Origin of the sequence: Nonomuraea sp. NPDC049758 (assembly GCF_040674635.1) — a bacterium.
Lineage (GTDB): Bacteria > Actinomycetota > Actinomycetes > Streptosporangiales > Streptosporangiaceae > Nonomuraea.
This window is the reverse complement of sequence record NZ_JBFAMZ010000028.1, coordinates 21,688-45,226: the sequence shown is the minus strand read 5'-3', so window position 1 is coordinate 45,226 and position 23,539 is coordinate 21,688. Positions and strand designations below refer to the sequence as shown.

General features: G+C 74.8%; 25 protein-coding genes. 13 read left to right on the top strand and 12 right to left on the bottom strand.

Going from position 1 to position 23,539, the window contains the following annotated elements; translation table 11 throughout:
* The first annotated feature begins 13 nt into the window (after positions 1-13).
* From AB0J46_RS45385 to AB0J46_RS45355, 7 genes are all read left to right on the top strand, one after another.
* A complete protein-coding gene (locus tag AB0J46_RS45385) occupies positions 14-571 on the top strand; it encodes a hemerythrin domain-containing protein (RefSeq protein ID WP_364341714.1) in 558 nt (185 codons plus the stop codon).
* Positions 564-1,991 (top strand): nitronate monooxygenase, encoded by a 1,428-nt coding sequence (locus tag AB0J46_RS45380; RefSeq protein WP_364341712.1) that lies wholly within the window; start codon positions 564-566, stop codon positions 1,989-1,991. Before AB0J46_RS45385 ends, AB0J46_RS45380 begins: the two co-directional genes overlap by 8 nt.
* Positions 1,988-3,178 carry a TIGR04053 family radical SAM/SPASM domain-containing protein gene (locus AB0J46_RS45375; RefSeq protein WP_364341710.1) on the top strand — a complete coding sequence of 397 codons (1,191 nt, stop codon included), beginning with the start codon at positions 1,988-1,990 and terminating at the stop codon, positions 3,176-3,178. The genes AB0J46_RS45380 and AB0J46_RS45375 overlap by 4 nt, the downstream gene beginning before the upstream one ends.
* A 7-nt stretch (positions 3,179-3,185) precedes the next feature.
* Positions 3,186-3,557 (top strand): hypothetical protein, encoded by a 372-nt coding sequence (locus tag AB0J46_RS45370; protein WP_364341708.1) that lies wholly within the window; start codon positions 3,186-3,188, stop codon positions 3,555-3,557.
* The gene (locus tag AB0J46_RS45365; protein WP_358300499.1) at positions 3,554-3,991 is read left to right on the top strand and encodes a hypothetical protein; all 438 of its coding nucleotides are present in this window, start codon (positions 3,554-3,556) and stop codon (positions 3,989-3,991) included. The genes AB0J46_RS45370 and AB0J46_RS45365 overlap by 4 nt, the downstream gene beginning before the upstream one ends.
* Positions 3,992-4,101: 110 nt before the next feature.
* Entirely contained in the window at positions 4,102-5,097 is a 996-nt protein-coding gene (locus AB0J46_RS45360; protein WP_364341706.1) for a hypothetical protein, read from the top strand.
* Positions 5,098-5,154: 57 nt separating this feature from the next.
* On the top strand, positions 5,155-7,812 hold the full coding sequence (locus tag AB0J46_RS45355; RefSeq protein ID WP_364341705.1) for a multicopper oxidase domain-containing protein: 2,658 nt from the start codon (positions 5,155-5,157) through the stop codon (positions 7,810-7,812).
* A 27-nt stretch (positions 7,813-7,839) separates the two neighbouring features.
* Here AB0J46_RS45355 and AB0J46_RS45350 read toward each other — a convergent pair whose 3' ends face one another.
* Entirely contained in the window at positions 7,840-8,289 is a 450-nt protein-coding gene (locus AB0J46_RS45350; protein WP_364341703.1) for a hemerythrin domain-containing protein, read from the bottom strand.
* Positions 8,290-8,492: 203 nt separating this feature from the next.
* On the opposite strand from AB0J46_RS45350, the gene AB0J46_RS45345 reads away from it, so the two are divergent.
* A complete protein-coding gene (locus tag AB0J46_RS45345; RefSeq protein ID WP_364341701.1) occupies positions 8,493-9,281 on the top strand; it encodes a class I SAM-dependent methyltransferase in 789 nt (262 codons plus the stop codon).
* Here AB0J46_RS45345 and AB0J46_RS45340 read toward each other — a convergent pair.
* Entirely contained in the window at positions 9,250-9,831 is a 582-nt protein-coding gene (locus AB0J46_RS45340) for a hypothetical protein (protein ID WP_364341699.1), read from the bottom strand. The genes AB0J46_RS45345 and AB0J46_RS45340 overlap by 32 nt on opposite strands.
* Before the next feature lie 138 nt (positions 9,832-9,969).
* On the opposite strand from AB0J46_RS45340, the gene AB0J46_RS45335 reads away from it, so the two are divergent.
* On the top strand, positions 9,970-10,572 hold the full coding sequence (locus AB0J46_RS45335) for an RICIN domain-containing protein (protein WP_364341697.1): 603 nt from the start codon (positions 9,970-9,972) through the stop codon (positions 10,570-10,572).
* 46 nt (positions 10,573-10,618) lie between these two features.
* On the opposite strand, the gene AB0J46_RS45330 is transcribed toward AB0J46_RS45335, so the two are convergent.
* On the bottom strand, positions 10,619-12,025 hold the full coding sequence (locus AB0J46_RS45330; protein ID WP_364341695.1) for an FAD-binding oxidoreductase: 1,407 nt from the start codon (positions 12,023-12,025) through the stop codon (positions 10,619-10,621).
* A gap of 95 nt (positions 12,026-12,120) precedes the next feature.
* Here AB0J46_RS45330 and AB0J46_RS45325 point away from each other — a divergent pair, with 95 nt between their 5' ends.
* Complete coding sequence (locus AB0J46_RS45325) at positions 12,121-12,600, top strand: MarR family winged helix-turn-helix transcriptional regulator (protein WP_364341693.1); 480 nt, start codon at positions 12,121-12,123, stop codon at positions 12,598-12,600.
* Here AB0J46_RS45325 and AB0J46_RS45320 read toward each other — a convergent pair.
* A complete protein-coding gene (locus tag AB0J46_RS45320) occupies positions 12,539-13,969 on the bottom strand; it encodes an MDR family MFS transporter (protein WP_364341691.1) in 1,431 nt (476 codons plus the stop codon). The genes AB0J46_RS45325 and AB0J46_RS45320 overlap by 62 nt on opposite strands.
* Before the next feature lie 99 nt (positions 13,970-14,068).
* Here AB0J46_RS45320 and AB0J46_RS45315 point away from each other — a divergent pair, with 99 nt between their 5' ends.
* Positions 14,069-14,713 (top strand): TetR/AcrR family transcriptional regulator, encoded by a 645-nt coding sequence (locus AB0J46_RS45315; RefSeq protein WP_364341689.1) that lies wholly within the window; start codon positions 14,069-14,071, stop codon positions 14,711-14,713.
* On the opposite strand, the gene AB0J46_RS45310 is transcribed toward AB0J46_RS45315, so the two are convergent.
* From AB0J46_RS45310 to AB0J46_RS45290, 5 genes are all read right to left on the bottom strand, one after another.
* Complete coding sequence (locus AB0J46_RS45310) at positions 14,703-15,293, bottom strand: response regulator transcription factor (protein ID WP_357978136.1); 591 nt, start codon at positions 15,291-15,293, stop codon at positions 14,703-14,705. The two genes, AB0J46_RS45315 and AB0J46_RS45310, sit on opposite strands and share 11 nt — an antisense overlap.
* 44 nt (positions 15,294-15,337) lie before the next feature.
* Positions 15,338-16,555 carry a histidine kinase gene (locus tag AB0J46_RS45305; RefSeq protein ID WP_364341687.1) on the bottom strand — a complete coding sequence of 406 codons (1,218 nt, stop codon included), beginning with the start codon at positions 16,553-16,555 and terminating at the stop codon, positions 15,338-15,340.
* Positions 16,556-16,632: 77 nt separating this feature from the next.
* Positions 16,633-18,144 (bottom strand): nitrilase-related carbon-nitrogen hydrolase, encoded by a 1,512-nt coding sequence (locus AB0J46_RS45300; protein ID WP_364341685.1) that lies wholly within the window; start codon positions 18,142-18,144, stop codon positions 16,633-16,635.
* A gap of 99 nt (positions 18,145-18,243) precedes the next feature.
* Complete coding sequence (locus tag AB0J46_RS45295; protein ID WP_364341683.1) at positions 18,244-18,858, bottom strand: TetR/AcrR family transcriptional regulator; 615 nt, start codon at positions 18,856-18,858, stop codon at positions 18,244-18,246.
* Between the two features lie 45 nt (positions 18,859-18,903).
* Positions 18,904-19,398, bottom strand: coding sequence for a DUF6653 family protein (locus AB0J46_RS45290; protein ID WP_364341681.1), 495 nt, complete (start codon positions 19,396-19,398; stop codon positions 18,904-18,906).
* A 105-nt stretch (positions 19,399-19,503) separates the two neighbouring features.
* On the opposite strand from AB0J46_RS45290, the gene AB0J46_RS45285 reads away from it, so the two are divergent.
* Complete coding sequence (locus tag AB0J46_RS45285; protein ID WP_364341679.1) at positions 19,504-20,481, top strand: phosphotransferase; 978 nt, start codon at positions 19,504-19,506, stop codon at positions 20,479-20,481.
* Positions 20,482-20,496: 15 nt separating this feature from the next.
* Here the strand turns inward: AB0J46_RS45285 and AB0J46_RS45280 are convergent, their stop codons facing one another.
* From AB0J46_RS45280 to AB0J46_RS45270, 3 genes are all read right to left on the bottom strand, one after another.
* Positions 20,497-21,090 (bottom strand): pyridoxamine 5'-phosphate oxidase family protein, encoded by a 594-nt coding sequence (locus AB0J46_RS45280; RefSeq protein WP_364341678.1) that lies wholly within the window; start codon positions 21,088-21,090, stop codon positions 20,497-20,499.
* Positions 21,091-21,316: 226 nt separating this feature from the next.
* Positions 21,317-22,219: a DJ-1/PfpI family protein gene (locus AB0J46_RS45275; protein ID WP_364341676.1), complete on the bottom strand. Its 903-nt coding sequence runs from the start codon at positions 22,217-22,219 to the stop codon at positions 21,317-21,319.
* A gap of 13 nt (positions 22,220-22,232) precedes the next feature.
* Entirely contained in the window at positions 22,233-22,817 is a 585-nt protein-coding gene (locus AB0J46_RS45270) for an isochorismatase family protein (RefSeq protein ID WP_364341674.1), read from the bottom strand.
* Positions 22,818-23,017: 200 nt separating this feature from the next.
* On the opposite strand from AB0J46_RS45270, the gene AB0J46_RS45265 reads away from it, so the two are divergent.
* The gene (locus AB0J46_RS45265) at positions 23,018-23,536 is read left to right on the top strand and encodes a hypothetical protein (protein ID WP_364341672.1); all 519 of its coding nucleotides are present in this window, start codon (positions 23,018-23,020) and stop codon (positions 23,534-23,536) included.
* The last annotated feature ends 3 nt before the right edge of the window (positions 23,537-23,539 follow it).

Sequence of the window (23,539 nt, the reverse complement as noted above, 5' to 3'; positions counted from 1 at the left end):
GGGGACGGGAACCATGCGACCGGCGACGTCCGGAACCACCCAGCTGGAGGACTGTGTGCTGTCCATCGGCCATCACTTCACCGAGACCTTCCACGCCGAGCACCGCGAGGTCAGGGACCTGCTGCTCGCGCTGATCGACGCCTTCGGCACCGGCGACGCGGCGCGGGCCGGGAAACTGGTGGCGGCCCTGTCGGCGGTCGTCGGGCCGCACTTCCGCTACGAGGAGGAGGCCATGTACCCCGGCCTGACGGCCGTCCTCGGCGCGCACTACGTGGACAAGCTGCTCAGCGACCACGACGACACGATCCGCAACATCCGCGAGCTGGCCGAGCTGGCCGACCTGGCGGCGGTCGACGGCCTGGGCGAGATCGACGAGAACCAGGCCGCCTGGGGCGTCGCCCTGGCACGGGAGATCCTGCCGCACGTCAGCGACTGCGACGGCCTGTCGCTCATGGTCGAGACGCTGCCCGAGGACGACGTCGTGCACATCCTGGCCACCCGCGAGGTGGCCAGGGAGATCAACGCCGACGTGCTCACCTGGGCCGGCACGCTGCGGGCGCGGCGTGTCTGAGGCCGGACTCCCCGTCCTGATCCAGGGCGGCATGGGCGTCGCGGTGTCCGGGTGGCGGCTGGCGCGCGCGGTCGCCCGTACCGGGCAGCTCGGCGTGGTGTCCGGCACCGCCCTGGACGTCGCCCTGGCCCGCCGCCTCCAGCGCGGCGACCCCGGCGGCGACCTGCGCCGGGCACTGGCCGGCTTCCCCGTCCCCGAGATCGCCGAACGGGTGCTCGGACGCTACTTCGTGCCCGGCGGGATCGCGCCCGGCACGCCGTACCGGCCGGTGCCCCGGCTCGGGCTGCGCCCCAGCCGGGCCCGCGACGAGCTGGCCGTGGTCGCCAACTTCGCCGAGGTCTTCCTGGCCAAGCAGGGCCACGACGGGCCGGTCGGCGTCAACTACCTGGAGAAGATCCAGCTCGCCACGCCCGCCGCCGCCTACGGCGCGATGCTGGCCGGCGTCGACTACGTGCTGATGGGCGCCGGCATCCCGGCGGAGATCCCGGCGCTGCTCGACGCCTTCGCCGCGCACCGCCCGGCCGAGCTCACCGTCGCCGTGGCCGACGCCGGAGACGCCCGCCACACGGCCGGCCTCGACCCGGCCGCGCTGTGGCCCGGGGGCGCCCCGTCCGAGCCGCTGCGGCGTCCCAAGCTGCTGGCGATCGTCTCCTCCCACGTGCTGGCCGCCTACCTGGCCCGCTCGCCGGTGACCAGGCCCGACGGGTTCGTCCTGGAGACGCCGGTGGCCGGCGGGCACAGCGCGCCGCCACGCGGCCGGCTGGTGCTCGACGAGCGCGGCGAACCCGTCTACGGGCCGCGCGACGAGGCCGACACCGCCAAGGTCGCCGCGATCGGCCTGCCGTTCTGGCTGGCCGGCGGCTACGCCACCCCCGGCGGCGCGGCCGGCGCGCGGGCCACCGGCGCCGCCGGCATCCAGGTCGGGACGGCGTTCGCGCTGTGCCGGGAGTCGGGCCTCGACGACGGCCTGCGGCGGCGCATGCTGAGCCGGGCCCGCCGGGGCGCGCTGGAGGTGCGCAACGACCCGCGCGCCTCGCCCACCGGCTTCCCGTTCAAGGTCGCGGGCCTGCCCGGCACCCTGTCGGAGCCCGAGGTGTTCGACCGGCGTCCCCGGCTGTGCGACCTGGGCTACCTGCGCACCCCGTACGTCCGGCCCGGCGGCGCGATCGGCTACCGCTGCCCCGCCGAACCCGTGGACGCCTACGTCCGCAAGGGCCGGCCCGCCGAGGAGGCCGAGGGCCGCCAGTGCCTGTGCAACGGGCTGACCGCCGCCATCGGCCTGGGCCAGCACCGCGCCGACGGCTACCACGAGCCCGCCCTGCTCACCCTGGGCCAGGACCTCGGCTTCCTGGACGGCCTGCCCGACGACCACTCGGCCGCCGACGTCGTGGACCACCTCCTGCGAGGAGCACCCGCATGACCGCACCACCCGGCGGGCGGCCGCTGCGCCGCGTCCGGCGCGACGTCGCCGCCGGCCCGTTCATCGTGATCTGGGAGGCCACCCGCGCCTGCCCGCTGGCCTGCCTGCACTGCCGCGCCGAAGCCGTGCCCGACCGGCACCCGGCGGAGCTGACCACCGAGGAGGCGTACCGGCTCATCGGCCAGGTGGCGGACTTCGGCACGCCCCCGCCGCTGTTCGTGATCACCGGCGGCGACCCGTTCGAGCGGCCCGACCTGCTCGACCTGGTCCGCCACGCCCGCGCCCGCGGCCTGGCCCCGGCCGTGTCCCCGTCGGCCACCCCCGCCCTCGACCCGGCCAACCTCGCCCGGCTGCGCGAGGCCGGGGCCGCCGCCGTCTCGCTCAGCCTCGACGGCGCGACCGCGCCCGTCCACGACGCCTTCCGCGGCTACGACGGCGTGTTCACCCGCACCCTGCGCGCCTGGCGGGCGGCCCGCCAAGCCGGGCTCAAGGTGCAGATCAACACCACCGTGACCCGCCACAACCTGGCGAGCCTGCCGGACATCGCCGCCCTGGTACGCCGGGAGGGCGCGCTGCTGTGGAGCGTGTTCTTCCTCGTGCCCACCGGCCGGGGCCGCGACCTGTCGGCCCTGACCGCGCAGGAGACCGAGGACGTGCTGCACTTCGTGCACGACGTCGGCACCGCGATCCCGGTCAAGACCACCGAGGCGCACCACTTCCGGCGGGTCGCCGTGCAACGGCTCATTCTGGCCGGACAGGGCGTGGACCACGCCGAGGCGCTCCGGCTCGGCCCGCTCTACCGCACCCTGCGGCGACGGGCCGAGCAGGCGGGGCTGATCGAGGAGCGGCGCACCCGCCGCCCGCCCGTGGACGTCAACGCCGGACGCGGGTTCGTCTTCGTCTCCCACACCGGGACCGTGCACCCCTCGGGCTTCCTCCCGCTGGACGCCGGGAACGTGCGCGACCGGCCCCTGACCGAGGTCTACCGCTCCTCGCCGCTGTTCACCGCGCTGCGCGACCCCGATCGGCTGACCGGCCGCTGCGGCGCGTGCGAGTTCCGCACGATCTGCGGCGGCTCCCGCTCCCGCGCCTACGCCTGCTCGGGGGACGTCCTCGGCGAGGAGCCGTGGTGTGCCTACGAGCCCGGCAGCTTCCCCTACCAGAAGGAACTGGCCGCCCATGTATGAGCCGCCCGTGCATGACAGGAGAAGGCCCGGCGCGCTGGCCGCGCCCTACGACACGATGCTGGCCGCCTACGCCGCCGCGCTGGCCGGCTCGCCGCTGGCCGCCTCCAGCAAGGCCAGCTACCTGCGCCGCGTCGGCCGCTACCTGACCTGGGTCGCCGCCGCCTCCGACCGCGGCCTGCTGGCGGGCGAGCCGCTGGCCGACACGACCGTGGCCGTCCGCACCGCCCACGCCTACCACGGCGAGCTGCACGGCCGCTACGCCCCCAGCACGATCAACAGCACCCTGGCCGCGCTGGAGGACTTCTACGCCCGGCTCCACCTCGGCGCGACCGGCATCCCCCGCCGGCCGGCGACCGGCGACCGGGTGGGCGCGCGATGACCTGGTGGGCGGTGGTGCGCTTCCTGCACGTGCTGGGGGCCGCGCTGTGGGTCGGCGGCCAGCTCGCCGTCTCCCTCGTCCTGCTGCCCCTGGCCCGGCGATTGCTGGACGACGAGCGCCGCGCCCTGGTGCTCGGCGCCGTCGGCCGCCGGTTCGGGCTGCTCACCGCCGCCCTGTTCCTGCCCCTCCAGCTCGCCACCGGCGTGGCCATCGCCTGGCACAAGGGCGTCACCTGGGCCTCGCTCGCCGAACCCGGCTACGGCCGTGTCCTGGCCGCCAAGCTCCTGCTGTTCTGCGCCGTCATGGCCGCCGCCGCCCTGCACGGCTGGGCCGCCGCCCGCGCCCGGCCCCGCCTGGCCCGGACGATGGCCGTCAGCGCCCTGGTGGGGTCGATCGGCGTCGTGCTGCTGGCCGCCGCGCTGCCCGCCACCTGATCATGGCCGATCGGAGGCGCGGAAAGGGACTTTGGTCCCTGACGGCGGCACCGCCGGCCGCGCCATCGTGGAGACATGCCCGCAGTAACCGTCGTGCCGGGAGCCCCGCGATGACCGGCGCCGGCGTCGCCCGCCCCTGGGACGGACCCTTCGCCTCACATGCCGGCGTGCGCCGGATCGTCGCCGCCGCCGGCGCGGCGCCCTCGGTGCACAACACCCAGCCCTGGCGTTTCCGCCGCCTCGACGACACCACCATGGAGCTGTACGCCGACCTCGACCGGCTGCTCGCCGTCACCGACCCCCTGGGGCGCGGGCTCGGCATCAGCTGCGGGGCCGCGCTGTTCAACCTGCGGCTGGCGGTCCGGATGACCGGGCACGACCCCGGCGTCCTGCCGCTGCCCGACCCGGGCGGCCGGCCCGAGCTGCTGGCGACCGTACGGGCCACGCCCGGCGGGCCGCCCACCCCCGACGAGCGGCTGCTGCACGACATGATCCCGCACCGGCGCACCAACCGCTTCCCCTTCGAGCGCCGCCCGCTGCCCAGGGACGTCCTGCTCGACCTGGTCAACGCCGCCCACGACGAGGACGCCACGCTGCTCCTCGTCAAGGGCGGGACGGCCAGGCGGGTCCTGGACATGGTCGCACTGGCCGACGACACGCTGACGGCCGACGCCGCCTACCGGGCCGAGCTGGCCCGCTGGACCCGGACGGAAGGCGGCCCCGACGGCGTCCCCGCCCACGCCTTCGGCCCGCGCCCGCGCTCCGGCGAACTGCCCATGCGCGGCTTCGGCGGCGGCGAGGTCGCCGACTTCGAGGCCGAGCCGCAGCTCGTCGCCCTGTTCACCCAGGGGGACGGCCCGCACGACTGGCTGCGCGCCGGGCAGGCCCTGCAACGCGTCCTGCTCACCGCCACCGCGCACGGCGTGGCGGCCTCGATGTTCAGCCAGCCGCTCGACCTGCGCCCGCCGCAGCACCGCGGCGACCGGCCCGGCCCGTTCGGGCACGTGCAGATGCTGATCAGGCTGGGGTACGGGCCGCCGGTCCCGCGCGTCCCCCGGCGCCCGGTGTACGAGGTCCTCGACCGGACGGGGGCCCGGCGTGCCTGAGCTGGGCCGCCCCCGATCCGCCGGCCCTCAATGGCCACAGACAGGAAGGTGCCCGGGATGCCGGTCGACATCCGGATAGAGAGCGGCAGGCCGATCGACCTGCCGCCGCCGCCGAGGCGGGCCCGCGCGTCCTGGCACCTGCGGGCGAACGCGATCGTCGTGGCCTGGCTGGCGCTGACCGTCGTCGCCGCCCTGGCGGGCGACGTGCTGCCGGCGCCGTCGTGGCTGCTGATCCATGTGTTCCTGCTGGGCGCGGTCAGCACGGCCGTGCTCATCTGGAGCGAGCACTTCACGGTGGCGCTGCTGCGCGTCCGCGGCCCGTCCGAGCGGGCGAGCCTGACCCGGCTGGCCCTGCTCAACACGGCCACGGTCGCCGTGCTGGCCGGAGTGGCGTACGGGCCGTGGCACCTGGCTGCGGTGGGCGCGGCGCTGCTGACGGGCGTGGTGCTGTGGCACGCGGCCGTCCTGGTCCGGCTCGTCCGCGGCGCGCTGCCCGGCCGGTTCGGCCACGTCATCGGCTGGTACGTCACCGCCGCCTGCGCGCTCGCCGCCGGCGGAACCCTCGGCGGGCTGATGGCCGCCCGGACCGTCCAGGGCGCGCTGCACGAGCGCATGAGCGCCGCCCACGCCCAGGTGAACGTCTTCGGCTGGATCGGGCTCACCGTGCTCGGCACCCTGTTCACCCTGTGGCCGACGGTCCTGCGCACCCGCATGTCGGACCGGACCCGCCGGGCCTCACGCGCAGGCCTGTGGCTGGCCGCGCCGGGACTGACGGTGGCCGTCACCGGGCTGCTGGCGGGCTGGCGATGGGTGGCGCTCGCGGGGCTGGCGGCGTACGCGGCCGGCGGGCTGGCGGTGCTCGTCCCCCTGGGCGACGCGCTGCGGCGCAGGAGGCCGCACACCGGCGCGGCGTGGATGCTGGGCGCGGCGATCGTCTGGTTCGAGGTGGCGCTGGCCGCCGATCTGGTGGTGGTGGCCACCAGGCCGGCGCACCAGGTCGCCGCCGCACTGGCCCCGCTGCTGCCGCTGGTGCTGGTCGGGTTCGTGGCGCAGGTGCTGCTCGGGTCGCTGCTGCACCTGCTGCCCGCGGTGCTGGGCGGCGGTCCGGCCCGGTTCAAGGAGAACGCGGCGCTGCTGGAACGCGGCTGGCCGGCGCGGCTGACGGCGCTCAACGTGGGAGTCCCGCTGCTGGTCCTGCCGGTGCCGCGGCCGGTCGCGCTGCTGGGGTGGGCGTCGGTGCTGGCCGCCGCGCTGGCCTTCGTCGCGCTGGCGGCGACCGCCCTGACCCGCCCCCGCCCGCCCGCCGCCTCCCCGCCCGCCGCCTCTCCGGACGGCGGGCCGGGGTGGCGGCGGGCGTTGCCCGCCGTCGCCGGGGTGGTCGCCGGGTGTCTGCTGACGGCCGCCGCGGTCGTCGTCGCCACGTCCGGCGGGGCAGGACCGGCGGCGGTGGCCGCGACCGGCTCCCGCACGGTCGAGGTGACGCTGTCCGGGATGCGCATCCGTCCCGCCGTGATCGAGGCCCCCGTGGGGACCGTGCTGACGTTGCGCGTCACCAACGCCGACGCCCAGCGGCACGACCTGCGCCTGGCCACCGGCGAACGCACCCCGATGCTGGCCCCTGGCCAGAGCGTGACGCTGCGCCTGACGCCGCTGGGCGGTCCGGTGGACGGCTGGTGCACGGTCGCCGGGCACCGCGCCGCGGGCATGACCATGCGCCTGGCCCCGACCGGCACCACGGCGGCGTCCCGCCCCCAGGAGGCCACCGGCCACACCGGTCACACGACGACCGAAGCCGCCCCCGCCATGCCCACCATGCCCGCCATGTCCGGCCCGCTCGATCTGGCGGCGCCCATGTCGTCCGGCTGGCGACCTCACGACGCGACGCTCAGGCCCGCGCCCGGCGGCACCGAGCACCACGTCGAGATCCGCGCCGACGACCGGCTCGTCCAGGAGGTCGCGCCCGGGGTGCGGCAGCGCGTCTGGACGTTCAACGGCGCCATGCCGGGCCCGGTGCTGCGCGGCAAGGTCGGGGACGTGTTCGTCGTGACGTTCGTCAACGCCGGCACCATGGGCCACGGCATCGACTTCCACGCCGGCGCCACCGCACCGGACGGGCCGATGCGCACGATCCAGCCGGGCGAGCGGCTGACCTACCGCTTCCGCGCCGACTACGCCGGGGCGTGGCTCTACCACTGCTCGACCATGCCGATGACCCAGCACATCGCCAACGGCATGTACGGCGCCGTCGTCATCGACCCGCCGGACCTGCCCTCGGTCGACCGCGAGTACCTGCTGGTCCAGGGCGAGCTGTATCTCGGCGAGCCGGGCGGCCCGGCGCAGGTCGCCAAGATCCGGCAGGGCGCCCCGGACGGCTGGATGTTCAACGGCACCGCCGCCGGCTACGACCACGCCCCGCTGGCGGCCACGGCGGGGGAGCGGGTCCGCATCTGGGCGGTGGCGGCCGGGCCCAGCTCGGGCACGTCGCTGCACGTGGTCGGTGCGCCGTTCGACACGGTCTACAAAGAGGGCGCCTACCGGCTGCGCACGGGAGACGCGGGCGGCGCGCAGGCGCTCGACCTGGCCCCGGCGCAGGGCGGCTTCGCCGAACTGGTCTTCCCGGAGGCGGGCACGTACCCGATCGTGGACCACACGATGCGGCAGGCGGAGGCGGGCGCGCACGGCCTGTTCAAGGTCGGCGCCCCGCCGCGGGACTGACCCGCCGCCGCCCGGCTGGTGAGCCGGTCAGCCGGTCGGCGCCGGGGACTGGTCGGGTGTGATGCGGTCCCAGGCGGCCAGCGGCAGCATGATGACGGCCGCAGGGAACAGGCCGTGCTCCTCGTGGTCGATGTGCCAGTGGAGGCGGTCGAGGGCGTCCAGCACGGCGGGCCAGTCGGGCGCGGCCGGGTCGATCGCGCCGAGGATGCCGTGGATGTCGGCGTGCTCGGCGCACAGCCGTTCCACCTCCTCGGCCAGCGACCCCTCGGCGCGCAGCTCGGCGAACAGCCCGCGCTCCTCGGTGTCGGTGTGCGGGACGAGCCGGGCCATCAGGTCCGCCAGCAGCGCCACGGCGTCACCGTGGCGCAGTTCCCCGATCGCGCGGCGCAGCGCCCCCGCGCACTCCTGGATGTCCCAGTGCTCCTGGGACAGGCGGCCGATCAGTGGGAACTCCCGGCAGCCGCAGTAATTGCACATGGTCACGTCCTTACAGGAGGGTCGCTTCTGGACGGCGGCAGCCGGGGCGCGCGCATACGCGTGCCGCTCCTCGGGCCGCCCCTCGCCTCCACCCTTCCCGGCGGGACGACGCGCCGGTCAGGGCCGAAAGTCCCGGATCGTCCCCGACCTCCGTCGGAAAAACCACATGACGGGCGCCCGCGGCGTCGGCGACGATCACGGCCATGGAGTACGGCGAACTGGTCGCGCGGGCCTCGGCGGCGGCGATCGAGGGCTGGGACTTCACCGCCCTGCGCGGCCGGGTCGTCGAGGAGCCGCTGCCCTGGAGCTACGAGCGCCTCCTGCGCGACCGGCTGAAGGGCGCGGCCTCGCTGCTGGACATGGGGACCGGCGGCGGCGAGTTCCTGGCCGGGCTGACGCCGCTGCCGCCGCGCACCGCCGCCACGGAGGGCCACCCGCCCAACCTGCCGATCGCCCGCCGCCGCCTGGAGCCGCTCGGGGTCGAGGTGGCCGAGATCCGGGAGGACGACGTGCTGCCGTTTCCCGCCGGCGCGTTCGCCGTGGTGGCGAACCGGCACGAGTCCTACGACCCGCGCGAGGTCCGCCGCGTGCTGGCCGACGACGGGGTCTTCGTCACCCAGCAGGTGGGCGGCCGCGACCTCGAAGAGGTCAACCGGGCCCTGGGCGCGCCACCGCTCGCGTACCGCGGCTGGGACCTCGCCCGTGCCGCCGCCGGGCTGGCCCAGGCCGGGATCACCGTGACGTGGACCGCGCGGGCGCGGGTGCGGACGACGTTCCACGACGTCGGGGCGCTCGTGCTGTTCCTGCGGATGGTGCCGTGGCAGGTCCCCGATTTCGACGCCGTCCGGTACGGCCAACGCCTGCGCGCGCTGCACGACCGGATGGCGGGCGGCCGGCCGCTGACCGCCCACGCCCACCGCTTCGCCCTGCTGGCCCGTCCCTCCCGGCCGGGGCCTCCGGTCAGCTGCTCCACGCCTCGTGGACGGTGGTGATTGCCGAGGAGACGGGCCGGCCGCCGGGCCACGTGACGGCCGGCCGGCCCGGCACGGGGACGCCGTCCACGGTGATCGAGGCGTGCTCGCACGGGATGATCTGCATCGACAGCCCGTGGCTGACGCCCAGCAGCGGGAAGTCGGCCATCGAGAACGGCCTGGCGTCCAGCGGCCCGGTGATGCTGACCGCCAGGCCGGCCGCCGTCGCATGGGTGCCCGTGGCGGGATCCACGCGCAGGTCCACGGCGGCCCGCTGCACCCGAGCGGCGGGCCAGGACGGCAGCGCCGTGGCCTCGTCGAAGTGCCGGACGAAGTGCTCCTCGATCCACGTCCCGAGCTCCGGGTCGTCGCTGACGACGCGCAGCCCGGCGGGCGTCCACACCACCATCACCGCGCCGGCGCCGTGCGTGGACCAGTCGACCTGCCACAGGGAGGCGTACCCGGTGGGGACGTCGCCGTCGTAGAGGGTGACGTACGGGTTGGCGCCGGCGAGCAGCGGCCGGCGGGTCACGTAGGCGCTCGTCGGCGCGCCCTCACTGGTGCTCAGCATGAGCCGATCATGGACGCTCCCACCCCTCGATGGCCAGCCCGCCGCCGCGGCCGGCCCACCTGAGTAGGGCGGTACTCATGCCCTCCCGCCGCCGCGGGCGCACCCTGCAAGGGACGGAACAGCGGAAAGGAGCATACGGTGCGCAAGGGCGTACATCTTCGACGGATCGGCCGCCGGGGGCTGCTGGCCGTGATCATGGTCGTGTCGGTCGCCGTGCCCCTGTGGTCGGCGGCGGCTCCGGCCTCCGGGGCCGTGGCGGCCCGCGGGCGCACGCTCGCCGAGCCCTGGTCCTATTTGTTCGAGATCCGCAGGCGCTTCCCCGCGCCGGAGAAGTGCGTGGACGTCGACAACGGCTACACCTTCGACGGCGCGAACGTGAAGCAGTGGGAGTGCGTGAACGTCCCGCAGCAGCACTGGCAGTTCCAGCGGGTGGCCCCCGGGAGCGAGTGGTTCTTCCTGCGCGCCCAGCACAGCGGCAAGTGCCTGGACGTCGACAACGGCTACACCTTCGACGGCGCGAACGTCAAGCAGTGGGAGTGCGTGAACGTCCCGCAGCAGATGTGGCGCTGGAAGTACGCCTACACCGACGCGTGGTGGAACACCTTCTACTTCCTGGAGAACCAGAAGAGCGGCAAGTGCCTCGACGTCGACCACGGCTGGACGCACAACGGCGCCAACATCCAGCAGTGGACCTGCGACGAGTACGCGGGCCAGCAGTTGTGGTACTTCCGCCAGGTGTGACCGGGCCGGACGGCGCCGGCCCGGACCGCTCCGGGCCGGCGCCGCCTCACGACGCGGCCGGGGCGATGTTGTGGTTGACGCGGAACAGCCGGTCCGGGTCGTACCGGGCCTTGAGCGCGGACAGCCGCCGGTGGTCCGCCTCGGAGTAGGCCCGCCTGACCGCGTCCGGGGTGGCGTCGTGGTCGAACAGGAAGCCCGGCAGCAGGGCGCCGGTGTCCCAGCGCCGCAGCCGGTCCAGTACCTCGTCGGCGGCCGCGCGCGCCGCCTCGGCCCGTCCGGGCGGGGCCGGCAGCCGCATCCACAGCAGGAAGGCCGCGCCCCGGGTGCCGGCCGCGTGCGGGCGGGCGGGCGGCCGGTCCAGCGCCCCGCCCAGGTGGCGCAGCTGGATGCCCGGGAACGGGCCCCGCGTCCGGGCGGGGTCGATGAACGAGGCCAGCTCCGCGGCGGCGTCGTCGTCCAGCTCGCGCAGCAGCGCGCTGCGCAGGTGCGCCGAGACCGGGTGACGGGGGTCCTGGTAGATCTCGGTGATCCGGCTGTAGGGCATGGCCGCGCAGGTGTCCTTCTCCGGGCCGAGCGCGCGCAACGGCTGCACCAGCCGGGCGCCTTGCTCCTCGTCCCCGACGTACACCGTCCGGACCTGCACCATCGAGCGGCCGCGGAACTCCCGCGGCAACTGCGGCGCGTCGGGGAAGCGCACCAGCGTCACGGAGGACGACATCTCCTCCGGCTGCTCCCTCGCCCAGGCCAGGTAGGAGCGCAGGACGTGGGCGGTGTGCCCGGGGTCCTCGCCCGGGTAGTACAGCTCGCCGCCGTGGACCGTGCGCAGCGGCAGCAGCTCGAGCTCGGCCGCGACGACGACGCCGAAGTTGCCCTTGCCGCCGCGTACCGCCCAGAACAGGTCGGGCTCCGCGCCGGGCGAGACGGTCCGCAGCCGGCCGTCGGCGGTGACGACGTCGAGCGAGCGGACGCGGTCGGCGGCGAACCCGTACGTGCGGGCGGCCAGCGGGAGCCCGCCGCCGGTCAGGAAGCCCATCACCCCGACCTCGGCCGACGATCCGCACAGCGGCGCGAGCCCGTGGGGGGCCGCCGCGGCGACCACCTCGCCCCAGCGCAGGCCCGCGCCGATCCGCGCGGTACGGGCGTCCGGGTCCACCGACAGCTCGCGCAGCTCGCCGGTGGCGATGAGGACGGCTCCGTCGGCGGGCAGCGACTTGCCGTGCCCGGTGGACTGCACGGCGACCGCGCGTCCCGTCCGGGCCGCGTACGTGACGGCGGTGGCCACGTCGCCGACGTCGGCGGCGACCACGACCACCGCGGGTTTGTGCTCGACCGTCAGCAGCCAGCCGGAGCAGGCGTCCGCGAAGCCCTCGTCACCCGGCAGGAGCGTGCGGCCCCGGATCAGCGCGGCCAGGGCCGCCACGTCGTGCGTCGGGCCGGTCCGGACGTCGGACATGTTGCACCTCACTCACTAGTTGGTCGGGCCAACGTTGGCTCGGCCAACAATACAAACATTCGTGGGTGGTGCCAACGACTTGTTAGATTGCCTCTGTGAACATCCCGGAGGGGAGGCCGCCGGAGCGGCTGCGCGCGCTGCCGAGCAGGCTGACCAACCACGCGGCGCTGGCCGCCAACCGGATCGTGGACCAGGCGTTCGCCCAGGCCCAGGTCCGGCGCTACCACTACGCGCTGCTGGCCGCGCTGGAGGAGTACGGCCCGGCCAGCCAGGCGGCGCTCGGCCGGCGTACCGGCATCGACCGCAGCGACATGGTGGCGACCGTCAACGACCTGGCCGGGCGCGCGCTCGTCGAACGCGCGCCCGACCCGGGGGACCGCCGCCGCAACATCGTCACCATCACGGCGGAGGGCCGCCGCCGGCTGGCCGAGCTCGACCGCCTGCTGGCCCGCGCGCAGGACGAGTTCCTCGCCCCGCTGCCCCCCGCCGACCGCGAACGCCTGGTCGACCTGCTCACCCGCCTGGCCGACCATCACGCCGCGCCGAGCGGAAGAAGGCCACCGGAACCAGGGTGACCAGGCACAGTCCGAACGCCCACCAGAAGGCGGTGCCGTAGGCGTGCGCCGGGCCGCCGCCCTGGCGCAGGCCGCCGTCCAGGACGGTGGTGAGGATGGCGGTGCCCAGTGAGCCGCCGAGCCGGTTGACGACGTTCAGCGCGCCGGCGGCGCCCGGCGTCTGCTGCCGGTCGACCGAGGCGTACGCCGCGGCCATGGTGGGCGCGGAGACGCCGCCGATGCCCAGGCCGTACAGGACCAGGCAGAGGGTCAGCAGCCAGGTGTCCGGGCGGGCGGGAGCCTGGGTGAAGGCGAGCAGCCCGGCCAGCGAGAGCACGAGCCCGCCGGTCACGACGGCGCGCGGGCCGTGGCGGTCGGCCAGCCGCCCGGCGGCGAACGAGCCGACGGCGGCCCCGAGCGCCTGCGGGGTGAGCAGGAGGCCCGTCGAGAGCGTGTCGGCGTGCCGGTCGTGCTGGAAGAACAGCGGCAGCAGGATCATGGAACTGTAGAGCGAGGCCCCGAGCAGGAACAGCGCCACGCACGCCGCGGTGAACCCGCCCTTGGCGAACAGGCGTACGTCGATCAGCGGCTGACGGCGGGTGCGCAGCGCGTGCACCAGGTAGCCCCCGATCAGCGCCAGCCCCGCCCCGACCAGCGCGGCGGGCGTCCACGCCCCCTCGCGCCCGCCCGCCGTCGTCAGCCCGTAGACCACCGCCGCCAGGCCGGGGGAGAGCAGCGCCAGGCCGAGGAGGTCGAGCCTGGGCACGCCGCCGGGCTCGTCCCCGTCCTCGTCCTCGTCCCGGGCCAGGACGCGGGCGGCCACCGGCAGGACGAGCAGGCAGACGGGCAGGTTGAGGTAGAAGATCCAGCGCCAGTCGAGCTGCTGGACGACCAGGCCGCCCACGATCGGCCCGAGCACCGGGGCGAACATGACGGGGATCGTCAGCACGCTCATGGCCCGGCCGATCCGGGACGGCCCGGCCGCCTGGGCCAGGATCGCCTGGCCGACGGGGTTCATCAGCCCGCCGCCGACCGCCTGCACGAGCCGGAACGCGATGAGGGCCGGCAGCGACCAGGCCAGGCCGCACAGGGCCGAGCCGGCGGTGAAGACCGCCACGGCGGCCATCCACGTGCGCCTGGCCCCGAACCGCCGGCTCAGCCAGCCCGACAGGGGCATGACCACCGCGATCGCGAGCAGGTAGCCGGCCGCCACCCACTGCACGTCGGTCAGCGACGTGCGGAAGTGCGCCGCCATCGCGTCGGCCGCGATGCCCACGGCGGTGGCGTCGATCGTGGCCAGGATCGGGGCCGCGATCAGGACGATCCCCATGCGCAGCAGGCGCGGATCGAGCCGGTCGCGCGCGGCCCCGGCGGCAGAGGTGGCGGTCATCGAACACCCTTAGGATCGATTGCCTAGGACGACTCCAAACACTAGGTCCGACCTAACTATTAGGTCAAACCTAATGAACGTGCGGAAGGGCATCAGCTCGTGACCGAACGATCCAAGGGCTTGCGGGAGCGCCAGAAACACCAGACCCGGCAGCTCATCTCCGACGTCGCGACCGGCCTGTTCCTGGAGCGCGGCTACGACGACGTCACCATCGCCGACGTCGCGGCCGCCGCCGGCGTGGCCAAGATGACCGTCACCAACCACTTCCCGCTGAAGGAGGACCTCATCCTCGACCGGCACGAGGAGGTGGTCCACGGCCTGGCCAGGGCCGTGTCGCGGCGCGAGCCCGGCGAGTCGGCCCTGGAGGCCGCCCACCGCGACTACGACGAACGGCTGCGCCGCCGCGACGGCGCGATCCCCGACGCCGGCGCCGACTGGCAGCGGATGGTACGCGACACACCCGTGCTGCGGGCCCGCCTGCGCCAGCTGCACGACCAGGCCGAGGCCGAACTCGCCGCCGTCCTGGCCGAGGAGACCGGCGACGGCGGCCTCACGCCCCGCCTGGTGGCCGCCGCGCTCGCCGGGGTGGAGCGGCTGCTGTTCGACGAGGCCCAGCGCCGGGTCCTGGCGGGGGAGGAGTCCGAGCAGATCTTCGCGGCCCTCGCCCGCACCGCGCGGCAGGCCTACGACCTGCTGCGGCCCGCCATCGGCGACTACGCCCGCCGCGCCCCGGTCAGCGGTTGAGATAGGCCAGGACGGCCAGCACCCGGCGGTTGTCGTCCTCGGACTCGGGCAGCTGGAGCTTGCCGAAGATGCTGGAGATGTGCTTGTTGACCGCGCTGGCGGAGATCACGAGCTGGTGCGCGATCGCCGTGTTGGACCGCCCGGCGGCGATCAGGCTCAGCACCTCCCGCTCGCGCGGGCTCAGCTCGCCGGTGCGGCCACGCGCGTCGCCGCGGGTCAGCAGCTTGGCGATGACCTGCGCGTCCATCGCCGTGCCGCCCCGGCTCACCGAGGTGACGGCGTCGATGAACTGCCCGGTGTTGGCCACCCTGTCCTTCAGCAGGTAGCCGACCGCCCCCGCGCCGTCGGCCAGCAGCTCGCGGGCGTAGAGCTGCTCCACGTACTGCGACAGCACCAGCACCGGGAAGCCGGGCCGGTCGCGGCGCGCCTGGATCGCGGCCTGCAGCCCCTCGTCGGTGAACGACGGCGGCAGCCGCACGTCGACGACCGCCACGTCCGGCCGCTCCTCGGCCAGCGCCTTGCGCAGCGACGGCCCGTTGTCGACGGCGGCCACGACCGTGAAGCCGTGCTCGGTCAGCATGCGGACCAGCGCGTCCCGGATGAGGAACAGGTCCTCGGCGACGACTACTCGGACCTGATCGCGCACGGCACCTCCAGATGCACCCGGGTGGGCCCGCCGGGCGGGCTGTCGACGGCGATCGTCCCGTCGAAGACGGCCAACCGGCTCTGGATGCCGCGCAGCCCGGTGCCGTCGGCCGGATCGACGCCGCCGCCGCCGTCGTCCACGACGTCGCAGCTGAGCAGCCCGTGCCGGTAGGCGAGCGTGATCTGGACCGTCGCCGCCCCGGCGTGCTTGCTGGTGTTGGCGAGCAGCTCGTTGACCGCGAAGTAGACGGCCGACTCCACCGGCGGCGCGGGCCGTCCGGCCAGGTCGGTGGTGACCTCGACGTCGAGCAGGCAGTCCAGGGCCAGGGCCCGGATCGCGTCGGCGAGGCCGCGGTCGGCCAGGACCGGCGGATGCACGCCGCGTACCAGGTCGCGCAGCTCGTCCAGGGCCTTGGAGGAGGACTCGCGGGCCGTGGCCAGCAGGGCGCGGGCCGCCTCCGGGTCCTCGTCGAACAGCCGCTCGGCGTGGCCCAGCCCCATGCCCAGGGCGACCAGCCGGGCCTGCGCGCCGTCGTGCAGGTCGCGCTCGATCCTGCGCAGCTCGGCGGCCTGGGAGTCGACGCTGTCGGCGCGCGTCTCGACCAGCGTCTCGACCCGCTGCTCCAGCGCGGCCCTGCGCGACGGCCCGAGCAGCGCGCCGGCCCACCGGGCGCGCAGGCGCAGCAGTGGGGGGCCGATGTACAGGCCGAGCGCGATCAGCGCCAGCCCGACCGGGATCGCCGCCAGCGCGGCGGCCGTCGAGGTGACGTGGATGACGCCGTAGGCGTTCGCGCCGCCGGCCCGCAGGTTGGCCCGCCACACTAACGGCTGCACCGCCACGCCGTACAGGCCGTACAGCGGCATGCCGAGCGCCAGCGCGGACGCCCACGTGCCCATGAGCGGGTCGAGGACGCCCCAGAGCACGTCCCGCCAGGTCGCGGGGTCCCTCAGCAGCGCGGACGCGTCCGTCCCCGGACCGTAGGGACGCTCGACGCGCACGCCGAGCCGGCCCGCCAGCCGCCGGGCCGCGTCGGCGACCGCGCGCTGCAGCGACACCGCCTGCCGGAACGCCCCCCGGCCCACGCCGGCCACCGCCGGCACCGCGCCGATCACGACCAGGACGGCCGCGAGCACGCCGGCCACCGACAGTCCGATCATGGCCAGCGCCCGCACCGGCGTCGTGAGTCTCGCCTGCACCCCTCGTCTCCCCGTCGTCCGCGTCTTCGCGTTCCGCGCCCGTGGCATCATCGCACCTTCCTCCGGAAATCCCATGGTCAGCCCCGGTACGCGGCCCGCCGGAGCACGGCGAGCCCGGTCAGCCCGGCCAGGGCGGCCGCGCACAGCCCGGCGAACAGGTCGCCGACCAGGCCGTACAGCGTCCAGGCGCCGCGGGTCGGGACGGAGACGACCATGCTCTGCCGCGCCGTGCCGAAGTAGTTCGCCCTGGCCAGGGGGGTGCCGTAGGCGTCGACGGTGATCGCCAGGCCGTTGCTGGCCGTCCGGACGAGGCTGTAGCCGTTCTCCACGGCCCGGAACACCGCGTTCGCCGCGTGCATGCGCTCGATGCCCTTCCAGTCGTTGGCCGGTACGAACATGACGTCGGCGCGGGTGCGCAGCGTGGCGGGGAAGTCGGCGTCGAAGCAGATGACGTGGGCCAGCCGCCCGTACGGCGTGCCGGTCACCGGCACGACCCCGTCGCCCGGCCGCAGGCTCTCCATGCCGGGCACCGGATGCGCCTTGTCGAAGACCGACGCCACCCGCCCCTCGGGCGTCACCAGCACGGCCAGGTCGCGGGAGCGCGGCTCCCCGTCGAGGACGACGGCCACCCCCATGTCGAGATAGACGCCCTTCTCCCTGGCCAGCTCCTGGGCCTTGCGCAGGAAGCCGGGGTAGTCCTCGCCGAGCACGACCGCGGCGGTCTCGGCCCAGGCCACGATCCGGGCGCCGCCGTCGGCCTCGGTCCGGGTGCGGGCGAACAGGTCGTCGTCGATCACCGCGAACGCCTTGCGCAGCGTCGGCTTCTGCTCCGGCAGGACCCGCGGGGTGTGGAAGTTGTCGATCTCCCGCATGCGCTGTTCGGCGGCCAGTGAGGCGCTGATCCCGGCGACGCGCACCAGCTCCGGCGCGGCCGGCGCGGCCGCCAGCCGCAGGCCGCCGCCGAGCAGCACCGAGACGAGCACCGAGACGTACGTCAGCGTGACGCCCCGGACCGACGGCCAGGCCACCCGGCGTTCCAGCAGGAGGTTGACGACCGGCGCGGCCCACGCCATCAGGAAGCTGATCCCGTAGACGCCGGTGATGGAGGCCGTCTGGAGCAGCGGCAGGTTCGCCGACTGCGTCGCGGCCAGCGGCCCGAAGATCGTGCCCAGCGGGCTGACCGTGGCGATCAGGAACTCGGCCGTCACCCGGGCGGCCGGGAAGACCAGCGTGCCGGTGAGCGGGCCGAGCCGCCGGACGAGCAGCCGGTCGGCCAGCAGCGGCAGGCTCAGGACCAGGCTGAGCAGCAGGCAGCCGAGCAGGATCGGCAGGACGGTGAGCCGGCCCGCCGCCGCGACGAAGACCACCGTCGTCGCGGCGGCCGACAGGCCGACGGCCGCGAGCCCGGCCGCCCCGCCCGAGCCGCGGGTGAAGCGCATGAGGCCGATGGAGAACAGCCATCCGGCCAGCGGGACCGACCATTCGCTGTTCGTGCCGAACAGCCCGAGCACGATCCCCGCCGCCAGCCAGGCGTATTTTCGCCGGCCACCGGCCAGGTGGGGGATTGTCGTGGTTGCGGTGTTTGCCATGAACAGGAGCCTCGCCGATCGCGCGGCGGCCGCCATTGCGGCTGACTCTCGACTCCCCCTGTAGTTATCTCCACCCCCGGGAGGCCATCTGCGGGGAGGTCAGCCGCCGGGCCGGGCCAGCCCCGCGGCGACGATGTCGATGAGCAGGTCGGTGATCCCGGCGTGCAGGGCCGGGTCGCCGAGCCGCTCGGCGAACATCGGCACCAGCAGCACGCACTGCAGCACGCCGATGATGACGGCGGGCTCGGCGTCGACCAGCTCGCCCGCGGCCCGGCGGGCGGTGACGTACTCGGTGAGGGCGGCGGCCGGGCTGCCGGACATCGCGGCGACCCGTTCGGGGTCGAGCTTGCGGGCCACCGCCTGCATCTCCTCCGGATGGGTCATCAGGCGACGCCACAGGGGGTTGACCGACAACTCCTCGACGGTGGCGTGCAGGAACCGGCGCAGCGCCTCGCGCGGGTCGTCGGCGCTCATCAGCGCGCCGTCGATGACCCGGCGCCGCACCTCGCCGGTCTGGCGCAGCATCAGCTCCAGGTACAGCGCCTCCTTGGAGTCGAAGAAGACGTAGAAGCTGCTCTTGGCCACCCCCGTGGGGGCCATCAGCTCCTCCAGGGAGGTCTTGCGCAGCCCCTGGCCGGTGAACAGCTTCTCGCCGTTCGCCAGCAACAGGGCGGTGATGCGGGCCTTCTCCTCTGCGGTGAACGCGGGCGGCATCGGGGACAACCTTCCTGCACGACCAGTTATGCCGATCAGATGTTTTCACGAACCCGCGGCGGCGGCGCGGCGCAGGCCCTCCTCGTAGATGGCCACGAAACGGTCGATCTGCCACAGCTGGGAGACGATGATGAGCGTCAGGCCGAACAGGGACGGCCACGGCTCGACGCGGACGAGCCCGTACGCCATGATGCCCAGGCCGACGGCGGCCATGGCGAGCAGCCGGCGGATCATCTGGCGGTGCGCCGCCGCGGCCGGCGAGTGGTCGGCGGCGTACAGCTTCTCGCCGTAGATGCCCTTCGACGCCCAGCTGCGCGGCTCGTGCACCGGCCGGAACGCGTGGGGGTTGAGCCACATCCAGATCACGCCCGCCGCGATCGGGGCCAGGGACCACCAGCCGAGCGCCTCGCGGAAGTAGATCGGCAGCAGGATGGGCGCCAGCCCGGCCATCCGGGTCCACACGCTCCACGGGTTGGCGTGCCGCTTCCACGCCTCGTCGTCGAGTCCGAACGTGGCGGCCGCGGCCTGGGTGAGCTTCATCGTCGCTCCTCGTGGGGGGAACCGCCGGGACCTCCCCGGCGCTCTGCATCCATAAAACCAGATTGAAGTTTTGTTTTCAAAGGATATGAGGTGATAGAAACGATCATGACTCGAACGTTCCTGCGGCCCGACGACGTGCGCGACCTGGTCGCCGAGCAGTTCGGCGCCGACCGGCGGCCGGCCGCGCTCGACCGGCTGACCGGCGGCAGCAAGAAGGGCGTCTACCGGCTCCGGCTGGACGACGCGACCAGCGTGATCCTCTACCTCTGGGCGGAGGGCGAGAACTACTGGCCGCCGTCCCCGGCGGTCGAGGACGACCCCTTCACCGACGCCTCGGGAGCCGACCTGTTCGCCGCCGGCCACGCGGCCCTGACCGCGGCGGACGTGCGGGTGCCCCGGCTGCTGGCGCTCGACCCCGGCGGCCGCCACCTCGGCGCCGCCCTCGCCGTGGTCGAGGACGCGGGCGCCACGACGCTGGAGGCCCTGATGGAACACGACCCGGCCGCCGCCGCCGGGCCGCTGGCCGCGCTCGGCGACGCCCTGCGCCGCATGCACAGCACCCTCGGCCCGTCCTACGGCAAGCTCGCCCACCTGGCCGACGGCCGGGCCCGGCCGTCGCGGCCCGCCGAGGACGTCGTCCTGGACCGCGCGCTCGCCCATCTCGCCGCCGTCGCCGACCGCGACGCCCGGATGGGCCGGGCGCACGACCGGGTCGCCGCCCACGTACGCCGCCTGCGCGACGCGGTCGCCCCCCGCGAACGGTACGGGCTCGTGCACGGCGAACTCGGGCCGGACCACGTGCTCGTCACGCCCGCGGGCGAACCCGTCATGATCGACTTCGAGGGCCTGGCCTACTTCGACGCCGAGTGGGAGCACGCCTGGCTGCGCATGCGCTTCGAGGACGCCTACCCGGCGCTGCGCCCGCCCGCCCTCGACCCCGACCGGCTGGAGCTCTACCGGTACGCGCAGGTGCTCTCGCTGATCGAGGGCCCGCTGCGCATCGCCGGGACCGACTTCCCCGACCGGCGCTGGATGCTGGACCTGGCCGAGTGGAACATCGCCAAGGCCCTCGCCGTCCTGTGACGCCGGCCCGTCCGGTCAGGCTTCGCGGGGGAGCGGGGGCAGCGGGAGCGGCAGCCCGGGAAGGCCGTCGATGCTGGTCGCCACGTGCTCCTTCTTGTGGAAGTACGCGTCGAGCGACTCGTCGTCCTCGCGGGCGAAGCGGGAGCCGTGCAGCGGGCGGTCGGCGTCGTAGGTCATGAACGGGACGGCGTACCCGCAGGTGTCGCGGATCAGCCGGGCGGTCACGACGATGATCGCGCGCAGGCCGTGCGGGGCCGGGTCGATGTCCGGGAAGTGCCGTAGCAGCCCGGCCCAGCGGGGGTCGTCGCGGAAGACCGGCTCGCCGTGGCCGTGCACGCGCACGATGTTCGGCGGGCCGTCGAAGGCGCACCACATCAGCGTGACCCGGCCGTTCTCGCGCAGGTGGGCGATGGTCTCGGCGTTGCTGCCGGCGAAGTCGAGGTAGGCCACGGTGTGGTCGTCCAGGACGGCGAACGAGCCCTTCAGGCCCTTGGGCGAGAGGTTGACCGTGCCGTCGCCGGCCAGGGGAGCGGTCGCCGTGAAGAAGATGGGTTGGGACTCGATGAATGTGCGCAACCGGCCGTCGATCCGGTCGTAGGTCTTTCCCATGATCCGGATTATCCCCTTTCGCCGTTTCGCGTGGGGGCGACGGGCGTCGGTCCCGCGGGTGGCAGCGGGTTACGAGGGGTACTTCCGCGAGGTGCACGCGGCCGTCGCCGCGGGCGCGCGGGTCACCGACGAACTGCTGGCGGAGTTCCGCTCCCGCCACCGCACCACCTCGCTCTGACCCGCGCCACTCCGTTCCGACCCGCCGCCTGGCCTGCCGCGGCGACGGTCAGGAGGCCGTCGCGCGGGTGCGCAGCCGGCGGAGCATCCGGGCGTCGGCGAAGCCCACCTCGCGCGCGGCGACCTCGGCGGTCGCGCCGCGGCCGAGCAGGTGTTCGGCCCGCTCCAGCCGCAGCGCGGTCTGGTACGCCAGCGGGGTGAGCCCGGTGGCCCGCCGGAACAGCCGGGTCACCGTGCGCTCGCTGCATCCCGCGGCCCCGGCCAGCAGGCTCAGCGGCAGCCGCTCGGTGAACCGGGTCTCGATCAGGTCCTGGATGCGGTGGACCGTCTCGTCCACGTGCGAACGCCGTCGCAGCAGCGGGCTGACCTGCTCCGCCGTGCCGTCGCGGTGGGCGTGCACGAGCATCGCGCGGGCCACCTGCCCCGACGCGTACGGCCCGTGCCGGGTGGTCACCAGGTGCAGCGCCACGTCGATGCCGCTGGCCACGCCCGCCGAGGTGACGATCCGGTCGTCCTCGACGTACAGCGCGTCCCTGGCGACGCTCGCCCGCGGATAGAGGCGGGCCAGCTCGTCCTGGACGGTGTGGTGGGTCGTGCACCGGCGGCCGTCGAGCAGCCCGGCCCGGCCCAGCGCGTCGGCCCCCGCGCACACGCTGGCCACCGTGCCGCCCGACGCGTGGTGTTCGCGCAGCCGGCGCAACGTCTCGCCGCTCGCCGGCCGGGCCGGCCCCCGCCAGCCCGGTACGACGATCAGGTCGTCGGCCGTCAGTGACGGCCACGAGGTCCGCGCGTGCAGCGTCAGCCCCTGCACGCTGGCCACCTCGCGCTCCTCGGCGACGTAGTCGATGGTGTACGGCCGGCCGAGGTCGGCGGCGGTGGAGAACACCTGGGCGGGCCCCGCCACGTCGAGCAGGTGCACCCGCGGGATGAGCAGGAAGACGACTCGGGACATGACCGGCGCCTCCTCAGTTCCCGGTGAGCTCGTCCACGGTCCTGATCGTGGCGAAACGACCCGACAGAGCGTATTCGGTACGGGTGAGGATCTCGTCCACGCCGAGCGTGCGCGGGTCCCGTACGAGCTCGTCGAAGGGGACGTCGCCGGGCGCGTCGCGGTGGGGGAGCGGCGTGGTGGCGGTGGCGTCGATGGCGAAGTCGACCTCGAAGCCCAGGTCGGAGGCGAGACGCGCGGTGGTCTCGCAGCACTGCTCGGTCCGGATGCCGCAGACGGTCAGCCGCCTGACGCCGCGCCGGGTGAGGAACTGGTGGAGGTTGGTGGTGGTGAAGGCGTTGTGCGCCGACTTGGTGAGGACGGGCTCGTCCGGAAGGGGCTCCAGGCCGTCCATCAGCTGGACGAACCCGCGGGCCGGATCGAAGACCGTGCCCGAGCCGGGCCGCGACCCGAGCACCCACACGACCGCGTCCCCGGCCTGCCTGGCGGCCTCGGCCAGGCGGTTGACCTGCGGGACGATGTCCGGCCTGGACGTGTGCCGCCAGTCGGGCAGCTGCAGGAAGGAGTTCTGGACGTCGATGACGACGAGGGCGCTGATCATGCCACCCAGGCTGGCCGGACGAGGCACCCCGGCGGAAGGCACGACCTGGTCAGCGTGTGGACCGATCCAGTCGGCGCCCCGCCGCCGGGCCGATATCCCCCCAGCGTGACACCGTAATCCGCGGGCCCTCGCAAGGGCCGGTGCCGCCTGCCACCATGGAGGCGCCAGCTGATCCGGACGATCTCTGGAGGGGGCGTGTCATGAAGTGGTGGGAGGGCGACGACGGACGCCACGAAGGCTGGGATGCCGCCGTCTTCCCGGACGGGCGGGTCTCCACCGGCCCGGCCGACGGCGGGGCGAGGGTGCACCCGATCGGCTCCGACGGCCGCATCGGCTACGGCCGCGGCGACATCGTGGACGGCCGCACCGCGATCGGCTGGCGCGGCCACTGCGCCTGCGGATGGCAGGGGCCGCTGTGGGAACGCGTGGCCCAGACGCGCCACGACTTCGCGGCCCGGCGCATCTACGCGCTGAGCGAATGCCTGCTGTCCGGCGCCGCACCCGACGACGTGGCCGTCGCGATCCGCGCGGAGTGGGAGACCCACCTCGACCCGCCGAGCCTGGTCGCCGTCCGGCAGGCCGCCGAGGCCGTGCGCCGGGCCCAGGGCCACCTGGACGCCGCCGTGCGCGCGGCCCGCAAGGACGGCCGCTCCTGGACCCGGATCGGCGAGTCCGCCGGCGTCCGCCGCCAGTACGCCCAGGAACGCTGGGGCCCCTGACCC